Origin of the sequence: Frigidibacter sp. (assembly GCF_030695035.1) — a bacterium.
Classification (GTDB): domain Bacteria; phylum Pseudomonadota; class Alphaproteobacteria; order Rhodobacterales; family Rhodobacteraceae; genus Frigidibacter.
On record NZ_JAUYTT010000011.1, the window covers coordinates 55,170 to 66,884 of the forward strand.

At 68.5% G+C, this 11,715-nt stretch carries 10 protein-coding genes and 1 pseudogene; 7 read left to right on the top strand and 4 right to left on the bottom strand.

Annotation, left to right across the window (positions count from 1 at the left end):
• Positions 1 to 25 precede the first annotated feature (25 nt).
• The 5 genes from Q8S30_RS11240 (at position 26) to Q8S30_RS11260 (ending at position 6,148) form a co-directional block, all read left to right on the top strand.
• On the top strand, positions 26 to 1,510 hold the full coding sequence (locus Q8S30_RS11240; RefSeq protein ID WP_305666109.1) for a UDP-N-acetylmuramoyl-L-alanyl-D-glutamate--2,6-diaminopimelate ligase: 1,485 nt from the start codon (positions 26 to 28) through the stop codon (positions 1,508 to 1,510).
• Positions 1,507 to 2,967 (top strand): UDP-N-acetylmuramoyl-tripeptide--D-alanyl-D-alanine ligase, encoded by a 1,461-nt coding sequence (gene murF / locus Q8S30_RS11245; protein WP_305666110.1) that lies wholly within the window; start codon positions 1,507 to 1,509, stop codon positions 2,965 to 2,967. Before Q8S30_RS11240 ends, murF begins: the two co-directional genes overlap by 4 nt.
• A complete protein-coding gene (gene mraY / locus Q8S30_RS11250; protein WP_305666111.1) occupies positions 2,968 to 4,050 on the top strand; it encodes a phospho-N-acetylmuramoyl-pentapeptide-transferase in 1,083 nt (360 codons plus the stop codon). It begins immediately after the preceding gene.
• A 72-nt stretch (positions 4,051 to 4,122) separates the two neighbouring features.
• The gene (gene murD / locus Q8S30_RS11255) at positions 4,123 to 5,544 is read left to right on the top strand and encodes a UDP-N-acetylmuramoyl-L-alanine--D-glutamate ligase (protein ID WP_305666112.1); all 1,422 of its coding nucleotides are present in this window, start codon (positions 4,123 to 4,125) and stop codon (positions 5,542 to 5,544) included.
• Positions 5,534 to 6,148 (top strand): trans-aconitate 2-methyltransferase, encoded by a 615-nt coding sequence (locus Q8S30_RS11260; protein ID WP_305666113.1) that lies wholly within the window; start codon positions 5,534 to 5,536, stop codon positions 6,146 to 6,148. Before murD ends, Q8S30_RS11260 begins: the two co-directional genes overlap by 11 nt.
• A gap of 77 nt (positions 6,149 to 6,225) precedes the next feature.
• On the opposite strand, the gene Q8S30_RS11265 is transcribed toward Q8S30_RS11260, so the two are convergent.
• Positions 6,226 to 7,101, bottom strand: coding sequence for a LysR family transcriptional regulator ArgP (locus Q8S30_RS11265; RefSeq protein ID WP_305666114.1), 876 nt, complete (start codon positions 7,099 to 7,101; stop codon positions 6,226 to 6,228).
• 88 nt (positions 7,102 to 7,189) lie between these two features.
• Between Q8S30_RS11265 and Q8S30_RS11270 the strand changes: the two are divergent.
• Positions 7,190 to 7,793, top strand: a pseudogene (locus Q8S30_RS11270) (LysE/ArgO family amino acid transporter).
• A gap of 45 nt (positions 7,794 to 7,838) precedes the next feature.
• Positions 7,839 to 8,744, top strand: a complete 906-nt coding sequence (locus tag Q8S30_RS11275) for a DMT family transporter (protein ID WP_305666115.1) — start codon at positions 7,839 to 7,841, stop codon at positions 8,742 to 8,744.
• Positions 8,745 to 8,746: 2 nt separating this feature from the next.
• Here Q8S30_RS11275 and choV read toward each other — a convergent pair whose 3' ends face one another.
• The 3 genes from choV to choX form a co-directional block, all read right to left on the bottom strand.
• Positions 8,747 to 9,751: a choline ABC transporter ATP-binding protein gene (choV, locus tag Q8S30_RS11280; protein WP_305666116.1), complete on the bottom strand. Its 1,005-nt coding sequence runs from the start codon at positions 9,749 to 9,751 to the stop codon at positions 8,747 to 8,749.
• Complete coding sequence (gene choW / locus Q8S30_RS11285) at positions 9,748 to 10,581, bottom strand: choline ABC transporter permease subunit (RefSeq protein WP_305666117.1); 834 nt, start codon at positions 10,579 to 10,581, stop codon at positions 9,748 to 9,750. Before choW ends, choV begins: the two co-directional genes overlap by 4 nt.
• 134 nt (positions 10,582 to 10,715) lie before the next feature.
• On the bottom strand, positions 10,716 to 11,642 hold the full coding sequence (gene choX, locus Q8S30_RS11290; RefSeq protein ID WP_305666118.1) for a choline ABC transporter substrate-binding protein: 927 nt from the start codon (positions 11,640 to 11,642) through the stop codon (positions 10,716 to 10,718).
• Positions 11,643 to 11,715 lie beyond the last annotated feature (73 nt).

Consider the following 11,715-nt stretch of genomic DNA (forward strand, 5'->3'; position numbering starts at 1 on the left):
ACGGCGCCGAACCAAAGAGGCTCCGATGGCGCATTCCACCAAGACGCTGGCCGAACTGGGCCTGACCGCGCAGGGCGGCGCCGATGCGGCCGTCACCGGCCTGTCGGTGGACAGCCGGCAAACGAAGCCGGGGCACCTGTTTGCCGCGCTGCCGGGCAGCCGCGTGCATGGCGCCGAGTTCATCCAATATGCGCTGCGCATGGGCGCGGGCGCGGTGCTGACCGACCGCGCGGGCGCCGCGATTGCCCGCGATGTGCTGGACGCCAGCCCCGCCGCGCTGATCGTGGCCGAGGATCCGCGCGCCGCGCTGGCCGGGGCCGCCGCCCTGTGGTTCGGCGCGCAGCCAGCCACCGTGGTGGCGATCACCGGCACCAGCGGCAAGACCAGCGTTGCCACCTTCACCCGGCAGATCTGGCAGGCGATGGGCTTGCCGTCGATCAATATCGGCACGATGGGGGTGTTGGGCGATTTTCACGCTCCCCTGCAGCATACCACGCCCGAGCCGATCACCCTGCACCGGCTGCTGGCCGAGGCGGCGGCGGCCGGCATCACCCATGCGGCGATGGAGGCATCCTCGCACGGGCTCGACCAGCGGCGGCTGGATGGCGTACGGCTGAAGGCGGCGGGCTTCACCAATTTCAGCCAGGACCACCTCGACTATCACGCGGGTTTTGCGGAATATTTCGCCGCCAAGGGCGGGCTCTTCAGCCGCATCCTGCCCGCGGGTGCCAGCGCCGTGGTCAACACCGCCGACCAGAGTGGGCTGCAGATGATCGCCGAACATATCGAGGGGCGCGGCCACCGGCTGATGCTGACCGGGCCGACGCAAGCCGCCGACCTGCGCATCATCGCGCAGCGCTTTGACGCCACGGGTCAGGATGTGCGCGTCGGCTGGCTGGGCGAGGACCGGCAGCTGCGGCTGAACCTGATCGGCGGCTTTCAGGCGGAGAACGTGCTGCTGGCCGCTGGCCTCTGCATCGGCTCGGGCAGCCCGGCCGAGGAGGTGTTCCGCGCGCTGGCGGGCCTCTCCACCGTTCCCGGCCGGATGCAGCATGTCGCCACGCGCGAGAATGGCGCGACGGTGTTCGTGGATTACTCGCACAAGCCCGGCGCTTTGGCCTCGGCTTTGCAATCCCTGCGCCCGCATGTGATGGGCCGGATCGTCTGCGTCTTCGGCGCGGGCGGCGACCGGGACAAGGTGAAACGCCCGCTGATGGGCGAGGCGGCGGCGCGCCATGCCGATCTGGTCTATGTCACCGATGACAACCCGCGCAGCGAAGACCCGGCAGTGATCCGCGCCGAGGTGATGGCGGGCTGCCCGAACGCGACAGAGGTCGCCGACCGCGCCGAGGCGATCCTGCGCGGGGTGGATGCGCTCGGGCCGGGGGACGCGCTGCTGATCGCCGGCAAGGGCCATGAGACGGGGCAGATCGTCGGCGATACCGTCTACCCATTCGACGATGCCGAACAGGCCAGCGTCGCCGTCGCCGCGCTGGAGGGCCGGATATGACATCCTTGAACTCAGGCCCGCTCTGGACCTCTGCCGACGCCGCAACCGCAACCGGCGGGCGCGCCACCCAAGCCTTCGCCGCCACCGGCGTCTCCATCGACACCCGCAGCCTGCAACCGGGCGACCTGTTCGTGGCGCTGACCGACGCGCGCGATGGCCATGACTTCGTCCGCGCCGCGCTGGACAAGGGCGCCGCCGCGGCGCTGGTCAGCCGCATTCCGGACGGCTGCACCGACAAAGACCCGCTGCTGATCGTGCCCGATGTGCTGGAGGGTCTCGCGGCCCTCGGCGCGGCGGGACGAGCGCGGGGGCAGGCCAAGGTCATCGCCATCACCGGATCGGTCGGCAAGACCTCGACCAAGGAGATGCTGCGCGCAATCCTGACGGCGCAGGGCCGCGTCCATGCCGCCGAGGCCAGCTACAACAACCACTGGGGCGTGCCGCTGACGCTGGCGCGGATGCCCGTGGATGCCGATTTCGCGGTGATCGAGATCGGGATGAACCACCCGGGCGAAATCTCGCCGCTCGCCCGCCTCGCCCGCCCGCATGTGGCGATGATCACCACCGTCGCCGCCGCACATCTGGAGGCGTTCGACAGCATCGAGGCAATCGCGCACGAGAAGGCCGCGATCTTTGACGGGCTGGAGCCGGGGGGCACCGCGGTGATTCCGCTCGGCCTGCCGGTCAGCGACATCCTTGCATTGGCCGCCACCCGCGCCGCGAATATCCTGACTTTCGGCCCCATCCCCGGCGCAGATTTCCGGCTGATCGACGCGCAGATGACCCCCGACGCCACCATCGTGCAGGCCGACCATGCCGGGTTGCCGCTGCTGTTCAAGGTTCGCACTCCCGGCCGCCATTTCGCGCAGAACGGCCTTGCCGCGCTGGCGGTGGCCGAGGCGGTGGGCGCCGATATCGCCATCGCTGCGCTGGACCTTGGCCTCTGGGCGCCGCCGCTTGGCCGTGGTACCCGGGAGCGCATCGTGCTCGACATCGTCGATGACCACCTGTCCTTCGAGCTGATCGACGACGCCTTCAACGCCAACCCCGCCTCGATGGCTGCCGCCCTCGACATGCTGGGCGCCGCGCGGCCAACCGATGGCATCGGCCGCAAATCCGAAGGCCGCCGCATTGCCGTCTTGGGCGACATGCTGGAGCTGGGGCCGGATGAGCTGCGGATGCACGCGGACATCGCCCAACATCCGGCAATGGCCGGCATCAAGCTGGTGCATTGCGTCGGCCCGCGGATGAAGACGCTCTACGACCTTCTGCCCCGCGCGCAGCGGGGCGAGTGGCACGAAACCGCCCCGGCGCTTGCCGCCCGCGCGCATCATCTGGCCGATGCCGGCGATGTCGTGCTGGTCAAGGGATCGAAGGGCATCAAAGTCAGCCTCGTGGTTGACGCGCTGCGCAAACTCGGCCAAGCGGTCGCGCACGACAATCGAGGGACCGAGTAAATGCTTTATTGGCTGACGCAGTTTTCGGACGGCGGCGATCTGTTCAACCTGTTTCGCTACATCACCTTCCGGGCTGGTGCGGCCTTTTTCACCGCGCTGATCTTTGGCTTCATCTTTGGCCAACCGCTGATCAACTTCCTGCGCCGCAAGCAAAAGAAGGGCCAGCCGATCCGCGAGGACGGGCCGCAGACGCATTTCGTGAAGGCCGGCACGCCCACCATGGGCGGCCTGCTGATCCTCTCGGCGCTGCTGTTCTCCACGCTCCTATGGGCGCGGCTCGACAACCCCTATGTCTGGATCGTGCTGCTGGTCACCTATGCCTTTGGGCTGATCGGCTTTGCCGATGACTATGCCAAGGTCACCAAGCAGACGACCGCGGGCCTGTCCTCCCGCACCCGTTTCATCATCGGCCTGCTGATCGCGGCGCTGGCCGGGGCTGCGGCGGCATGGTTCCATCCGGCAGAGCTGACGGGCAAGCTGGCGCTGCCCTTCTTGAATGAAACGATGCTGAACCTTGGCATCTTCTTCGTGCCCTTCTCGATGGTGGTGATCGTCGGCGCGGCCAATGCCGTGAACCTGACCGACGGGCTCGACGGGCTGGCGATCATGCCGGTGATGATCGCAGCCGGCACGCTTGGGGTAATCGCCTATACCGTCGGCCGGGTCGACTTCGCGCAATACCTCGGTGTCAACTATGTCGCCGGCACTGGCGAATTGCTGATCTTCGTCGCGGCGCTGATCGGCGGCGGGCTTGGCTTCCTGTGGTACAACGCGCCCCCCGCCGCCGTGTTCATGGGCGATACCGGCAGCCTTGCGCTTGGCGGCGCGCTCGGAGCCATTGCCGTGGTGACCAAGCACGAGATCGTGCTGGCCATCGTCGGCGGCCTCTTCGTGGTCGAGGCGCTGAGCGTCATCATCCAGGTGCTCTACTTCAAGCGCACGGGCCGCCGCGTGTTCCTGATGGCCCCGATCCACCACCATTTCGAGAAAAAGGGGTGGGCCGAGCCGCAGATCGTGATCCGCTTCTGGATCATCTCGCTGATCCTGGCGCTGATCGGCCTCGCCACGCTGAAACTGCGCTAAGAGGGGGCGCACCTTGCGCCCCCCGGCGCCATCCCCCATCTTCCGCGCCAGATCACAGCAAGGGGCACGCCCATGATTCCCGTCCAAGGCCATGCCGGCCAGAAGGTGGCCGTTCTCGGCCTCGGCCGCTCCGGCCTTGCCACCGCGCGGGCGCTGCAGGCGGGGGGCGCCGAGCCGGTCCTGTGGGATGACAGCCCCGAGGCCCGCGCCAAGGCCGAAGCCGAGGGCTTCACCTGCACCGACCTTGGCCGCGATGCGGCCTGGGAGGGCGTAGTGCTGCTGGTGACCTCGCCCGGCATCCCGCACCTCTACCCCGCGCCGAACCGGCATATCGCGAAGGCGATGGCGCTTGGCGTGCCGGTGGACAATGACATCGGCCTCTTCTTCCGCAGTTGGGCGGTTGATGAGTGGGAGGATTTCGACCTCGTCCCCAAGGTCGTCGCTGTCACCGGGTCGAACGGCAAGTCCACCACCACGGCGCTGATCCACCATATCCTTCAGGTCATCGGCCGCCCCACCCAGATGGCCGGCAATATCGGCCGCGGCGTGCTGGACATGGACCCGGCGACCGATGGCGAGGTGGTGGTGCTGGAGCTGTCCAGCTACCAGACCGACCTTGCCCGCGCCCTGACCCCCGATGTCGCGGTCTTCACTAACCTCTCGCCCGATCACCTCGACCGGCATGGCGGCTATGGCGGCTACTTCGCCGCCAAGCGGCGGCTGTTCGCGGAAGGCGGCCCCGACCGCGCGGTGATCGGGGTCGATGAGCCCGAGGGTGTGTATCTTGCGAACCAGATGGCCGAGGGCGCGGCCGATGACCGGGTGATCCGCGTCAGCGCCGGGCAGAAGCTGGAGGGGGAGGGCTGGACGGTCTTCGCCCGAAAGGGCTTCCTCGCCGAATGGCGCAAGGGCAAGCAGGTCGCCGCCATCGACCTGCGCGCCATTCAGGGCCTGCCGGGCGCGCACAATCACCAGAACGCCTGCGCCGCCTATGCCGCCTGCCGCAGCCTCGGCCTGCCGCCGCGGCTGATCGAACAGGCGCTGACCAGCTTTGCCGGCCTGCCGCATCGCAGCCAGACCATCGCCACCCGGGGCGGTGTGCGCTTCGTGAATGACAGCAAGGCCACCAATGTCGACAGCGCCGCCAAGGCGCTGCAGGCCTTCCCCCGCATCCGCTGGATCGCCGGCGGCCTCGGCAAGGATGGCGGCATCGCCGGGCTGGTGCCCTTCCTCGGCTCGGTCAGCAAGGCCTACCTCATCGGCCACTCCGCCCGCGACTTCGCGCTGGAGATCGGCGCCACCCCGCATGAAATCTGCGAGACGATGGAGGCGGCCGTGACCCGCGCCGCCGCCGAGGCGGAGCCGGGCGAGACCGTCCTCCTCGCCCCCGCCGCAGCCAGCTTCGACCAGTATCCCAATTTCGAGAAACGCGGCGACCACTTCGCCGCGCTGGTGGCTGCGCTGCCCGATGCCGCCCCTGCAGATGCCCCCTGATCCCGGCACCCCGGACAGCATCGCCGGCACCTACCGCCGACAAGCCGCCGCCTTCGACACAAGCCGCGACCGGTCACTCTACGAGCGCCCCTGGCTCGACCGCCTGACCGAGGGCCTCGCCCCGGGCGCGCCCGTCCTCGACCTCGGCTGCGGCGCAGGCGAGCCCATCACCGCCCATCTCGCGGCCCAAGGCTTCGCTGTCACTGGCCTCGACGGCTCCGCCCCGATGCTGGCGCTGGCGCGGGCCCGCGTGCCGCAAGCGCGGTTCATCCGAGGCGACATGCGGGGCCTGGCACTGGGCACCACCTTCGCCGCCATCCTCGCCTGGGACAGCTTCTTTCACCTCACCCCCGCGGACCAGTGCGCCCTGATCCCTCGCCTCGCCGCGCATCTGACCCCCGGCGGGCGCCTCCTCTTCACCTGCGGCCCCGACGCTGGCGAGCCCATCGGCACCGTCGGCGGCGAGTCGGTCTACCACGCCAGCCTCACCCCCGCCGAATACGCCGCGGTGCTGGAAGCTGCCGGCCTGCTCCCCCGCCTCTTCATCGCCGAAGACCCCGCCACCCAAGGCCGCTCCCTCTGGCTGGCCGAGCGCCGCGCCTGACCGCACCCCTTTCTTCTTTGCCTAAATATCCTCGGGGGGCGCGGGGGGCAGACGGCCCCCCGCCTTTGCCAGTCAAGTCACGCCGCCAGCCCCCGCCGCGCCGCCGCCCTAACTGCCGCCGTCAGCGGCGCCAGCGGCTCCCCCGCCAGCCGGATCCATTGCCAATGCAGCGCCACGTCCAGCGGCAGGTCCGGCCGCAGCACCACCAGCCGGCCGTCCCTCAGATGCTCCGTCACCAGCGGCTCGGGGTTCAGCCCCCAGCCGATCCCCAGCAGAGCGGCGGTGACGAATCCCTCGCTGGAGCCGATGCGGTGGCCCGGCAGGGCAGGGCGCGCGCCGGTGGCCGCCGCCGCCCAATCCGCCTGCAACCTGTCCTTGGCGTTGAAGATCAGCGCCGGGGCCTGCTCCAGCGCCTCCGCAGTCACACCGCCCGCAAACCAGCGCGCCACGAAGCCCGGGCTCGCGGTGGCAATGTAGCGCAAGGATCCCAGCGGGCGCGCGTCGCAGCCCTGTACCGGGCCGGGATGACCCGTCACCGCCGCCATCACCTCGCCGCGGCGCAGCCAGTCGGCGGAGTGGTCCTGATCGTCGATCACCAGGTCGAACAGCATCCCCTCCACTGCCGCCAGCGCCGGCAGGAACCAGGTCGCCAGGCTGTCGGCATTCACCGCAATCCGCACGCTCGCCGCCGGCCCCGCCGCGCGGCCCAGATCGCGGGCGAGGCCCTGCTCCAGCAGCCGCAGCTCCTCATGATGCCGCGCCAGCCGCGCCCCGGCCGGGGTGGCGCGGGCGGGCTGGGTCCGCTCCACCAGCACCGTGCCCGCCCGCTCCTCCAGCGCGCGGATCCGCTGCGAGACGGCAGGGGGCGTCACGTTCTGCGCCGCAGCGGCGGCCTCGAAACTGCCAAGGCGTAGCACGGCGGCGAGGGTAGCCAGATGGGCAGGATCAAACATAAGAAATCCTAATCTGAAGTTAGCAGGATTACCTTTTCTAATCCCGCCGCGCCCGATAGTCGATCCCTTGCCTCAAAGGGAGATCCCCATGTTCGTCGCCTATTTCGCCGGCCTCCGCCTCGGCCTCGGCCTCATCGTCGCCATCGGCGCGCAGAATGCCTTCGTGCTGCGGCAGGGGCTGCGCCGAGAGCATGTGCTGGCCACCTGCGCCTTCTGCGCGCTGGCCGATGCGGGCCTGATCGCGCTTGGCGTGGGGGGCTTCGCGCTCGCCTCGGACCGGATGCCCTGGCTCGCGCCGGCGCTGCGTTGGGGGGGGGATCGCCTTCCTGCTGTGGTACGGCGCGCGGGCCTTCCTGTCGGCCTGGCGCGGCGGGGCGGCGCTTGAGGCGGCGCGGGCCACGCGCGCGACCCTTGGCGCAACCCTCGGCGCGCTGGCGCTGATTACCTTCGCCAACCCGCATGTCTGGCTGGATACCGTGGTGCTGCTCGGCGGCATCTCGGCGCAGTTCCCGGGGCAGGAGGCAACCTTTGCCGCGGGCGCCATGACCGGATCTGTGCTGTTCTTCTTCTCGCTCGGCTATGGCGCCCGGCTGCTGGCGCCGCTCTTCGCGCGGCCTGTGGCCTGGCGGGTGCTCGATGCCGTGATCGGCTGCGTGATGTGGTCCATCGCCGCCGGACTGGCCTTTGGCTGAGGCTTTGGGCTTGCACCGGCCCGCGGCATTCTGTCAGGTGCCGGAATGACCGCGCCTTCCTCCTCCCGCCCGCTGGCCGGCGTCCTGTGGATGCTCGCCTCGGGCTTCGCCTTCGTCGGCGTCAACGCCACTGTCCGCTACCTTGGCACCGCGCTGCCCGCGGCCGAGAGCGCGTTTCTGCGCTTTGCCTTCGGCCTCTTGTTCCTGATGCCGGTGCTGCTGCCCGCCCTGAAGACCGGGTTCTCGCCGGTCGTCTGGCGCCTGTTCGCGGCCCGCGGTGCGCTGCACACCGTCGCGGTGATCTTGTGGTTTTACGCCATGGCGCGGCTCCCCGTGGCCGAAGTCACCGCCATCGGTTATCTGAACCCGATCGGCGTAACGATTGGCGCTGCGCTGATCTTCGGCGAGAAACTGGCGTTGCGGCGGATCCTCGCGATCTGCGTGGCGATCTTCGGCGCGCTGGTGATCCTGCGCCCAGGGCTGCGCGAGATCGAGCCTGCGCATCTGTCGCAACTCGGCGCTGCGGCCTGTTTCGCGGTCTCCTACCTCTTTGCCAAGCAACTGAGCGGGCTGGTCTCGGCCACGGCCGTGGTGGCGATGATGTCGCTGACCGTGACCATCGGCCTGGCCCCCTTCGCCGCGCTGCACTGGGTGCCGCCGACCGGGTCGCAGCTTGCCCTGCTGGCCACCACCGCCGCCTTCGCCACCGGCGGCCATTACTGCATGACCCGCGCCTTCGAGGCCGCGCCGCTGACCGTGACCCAGCCGGTAACCTTCCTGCAACTGGTCTGGGCCGCGATCCTCGGCATGGCGGTCTTCGGCGAGCCGGTGGACCCGTTCGTGATGCTGGGCGGCGGCCTGATCATCGCTGCCATCAGCTACATGACCTGGCGCGAAGCGGTGCTGAAACGGGCCGCAGTGACGCCGGCGCCGAACGCGGCGAAGGTTTAACCCTACACCGCGATCAGCCGCCCGATCACGCCTTCCCGCGTCACGCGGCCGCCGCCTTCCACCGCCACGGCGGTGTGGCTCCGCAGATGCGCCATCACGTCCCGCACCGGCAGGTCCAGCGCCACCACGGGCGCGCCCGGAGCCTCGCCGGGCTCCAGCACATCCTCGGCGGTCAGCACGCCGAGCGGGTTCATATGCGCCACGAAATCGGCCACATAGTCATCGGCCGGATTGGCGATGATATCGCGGGCGGTGCCGATCTGCACGATGCGCCCGCCCTCCATCAGCGCGATGCGGTTGCCGAGCTTGAAGGCCTCATCAAGGTCATGGCTGACGAAGATGATTGTGCGCTTCAGCTTGGCCTGCAGCTCCAGTAGCTCGTCCTGCAGCCGGGCGCGGATCAGCGGGTCGAGGGCCGAGAACGGCTCGTCCATCAGCAGGATCGGCGCATCGGTGGCAAAGGCGCGGGCGAGGCCGACGCGCTGCTGCATCCCGCCCGACAGCTCGCCGACCCGCCGGTCTGCCCAGTCCGACAGGCTGACCAGCGCCAGCTGTTCATCCACCTTCTTGCGGCGCTCGGCGGGTTTCATCCCCCCCAGCTCCAGCCCCAGCCCGACATTGTCGCGCACGCTGCGCCAGGGCAGCAGGCCGAATTGCTGGAAGACCATCGCCACGCATTCGCGCCGCACCCGCAAAAGGTCGGCCGGCGGCGCCGAGACCACATCGCAGTTCCAGTCGCCATCATGGATGATGACCCGGCCGCGGCAGACCGGATTCAGCCCGTTGACTGCACGCAAGAGGGTGGACTTGCCAGACCCCGACAGCCCCATCAGCACCAGGATCTCGCCCTCGTCGACTGTCAGCGAGCAGTTGTGGACCCCCAGCACCTGACCGCTGGCGCGTTGCACTTCGCTGCGGGTCTGGCCGGCATCCATCAGCGGTAGGGCTACATCAGGTTTGTCTCCGAACACGATGGAAACATTGTCAAATTCCACCGCGACGCTCATGACTTGCGCTCCATCTTCAGCATCCGGTCGAGGATGATCGCCACCACCACGATGATGAACCCCGATTCAAACCCCAGCGAGGTGTTGACCGAGTTCAGCGCCCGCACCACCGGCACGCCAAGCCCGTTGGCCCCGACCATCGCCGCGATCACCACCATCGACAGCGACAGCATGATCGCTTGCGTCAGGCCCGCCATGATCTGCGGCAGGGCATAGGGCAGCTCCACCTTCCACAGCCGCTGGGTGGGGGTGGCGCCAAAGGCGGTCGCCGCTTCCAGCAGGGCGGGCGGGGTCGAGGAGATCCCCAGCTGCGTCAGCCGGATCGGCGCAGGCAGCACGAAGACCACGGTGGCGATCAGCCCCGGCACCATGCCAAGGCCGAAGAACACGATGGCCGGGATCAGGTAGACGAAGGTCGGCAGCGTCTGCATCAGGTCCAGCACCGGCGACATGCTCTGGTAGAGGCGCGGGCGGTGGGCGGCGGCGATGCCGATGGGTACGCCCAGGGTCATGCAGACGAAGCAGGAAAACAGGATCAGCGTCAGGCTCTGCATTGTCTCGTCCCAGTAATCCTGGTTGAGGATGAACAGAAACCCGAGCCCCACCAGAAGGCAGGTCTTCCAGTTGCGTTGCAGCACCCATGTCAGCGCCACGAAGAGCGCGATCAGCACCAAAGGCGGGGTGCCTTGCAGCACGAACAGCATCGCGTCGATCACCGATTCGAGCACCGAGGCGATCAGGTCGAACAGGGGGCCGCCATGGGCATTCAGCCAGTCAAAGACGCTTTTAGCCCAGGCGCCTACGGGAATCTTCTGGGTCAGCCAGTCCATCGGGCGCGCGTCTCCCTTGCGTGCGGGGTGGGGAACCGGGGCCGCAGCCCGCAAAAGGATGCGGCAGGGGATGGTTATGCATGAAGGGCGGCGCCGCCGGAAATTCGGCGCGCGCCGCCCCCGTCATGCAGCGATTAGAGGCCCATCGCGGCCTTGACGGCGGGAAGACCCTCGGCGCCGTCCTTGGTGGTGATGCCGGCCAGCCAGCCATCCAGAACCGCCGGATTGGCCTTGATCCATTCGGCGACGGCGGCGTCAGGCTCTGCGCCCTTATCCAGGATCTCGCCCATGATCTGGTTTTCCATCTCGAGCGAGAAGGTCATGTTCTTCAGCAGTGCGCCAATTGCCGGGCATTCCTCGACATAGCCCTTGCGCGCCACCGTCTGCACGATGCCCGCGCCGCCGAAGAAATCCTCACCGCCCGTCAGGTAGGTCAGGTCGAAATTTGCGTTCATTGGGTGCGGGGCCCAGCCAAGGAACACGACGCCCTCTTGATTCGGGTAATAGCGCGCAACCTGCGCCAGCATCCCCTGTTCCGAGCTTTCGACGATGTCGAATCCCTCGAAAGGGCCGCCGGCTTCGGTCAGGCTGATCAGGTAGGTATTGCCTTCATTGCCCGGCTCGATCCCGTAGATCTTGCCGTCGAGCTCGTCCTTGAAGCTGGCGACGTCGGCATAGGTTTTCAGGCCCTTTTCGGCCAGATAGGTCGGCACGGCCAGCGTGTACTGGGTGCCTTCAAGGTTGGTGCCGACGACTTCGATGGACCCTGAGTCGAGATAGGGTTTGATCGCCCCTTCCTGCGCCGGCATCCAGTTGCCGAGGAACACGTCGATATCGCCCGCTTCCAGCGAGGCGAAGGTGACCGGCACTGCCAGCACTTTCACATCGACGCCATAGCCAAGGGCCGTCAGCACCTGCTTGGCGGCCGAGGTGGTGACGGTGATGTCGGTCCAGCCGACATCCGAGAAGGTGACGGTATCGCAACCTGCCGCCGCGGCCGGGCCGGCGGCTGCGAGGGCGAGGGCCGAAACGGCGAGGGCGGTGGTAACGGTCTTCTTCATCTGGCGCTCCCTGTGCGTCATGGAATTGGGTTCGGGTGTGCCCCGGTTTCTTGATTGACGAGTCAATTAATCC